The sequence below is a fragment of the Citrobacter sp. VF227 genome, assembly GCF_052950715.1.
Genome location: NZ_JBRFVF010000572.1, coordinates 1 through 440 on the forward strand (window position 1 = coordinate 1; position 440 = coordinate 440).

1 protein-coding gene is annotated in these 440 nt (G+C 69.5%); it reads left to right on the top strand.

Annotated elements, in window-relative coordinates; translation table 11 throughout:
* The coding region (locus ACU8YC_RS27925; protein ID WP_446896386.1) for an ABC transporter permease at window positions 1–440 on the top strand (440 nt) is incomplete at both ends.

Consider the following 440-nt stretch of genomic DNA (forward strand, 5'->3'; position numbering starts at 1 on the left):
TGCTCGGCACCGACAAGCTCGGCCGCGACTACCTGAGCCGCCTGCTCTACGGCGGCCAGATCTCCCTCCTGATCGGGCTCTCGGCGGCGCTGATCTCCGGGCTGATCGGCACGACGCTGGGGCTCTGCGCCGGCTATTTCGGCGGCTGGGTCGACTCGGTGGTGAGCTACATCGTCACCACGCGGCTCGCCATGCCGGTGGTGCTGGTGGCGCTGGCCATGGCGGCGCTGGTCGGCGGCTCGCTCAAGGTGGTGGTGCTGGTGCTGGGCTTCCTGCTCTGGGACCGCTTCGCCGTGGTGACCCGGGCCGCCACCCAGCAGATCCGCAACCAGGATTTCGTCTCGGCCGCCCGCGCCGCAGGGCTCACGGACCTGCGGATCATCCGCCAGGAGATCCTGCCCAACATCATGAACGCCCTGAACGTCGTGGCGACCCTGGAG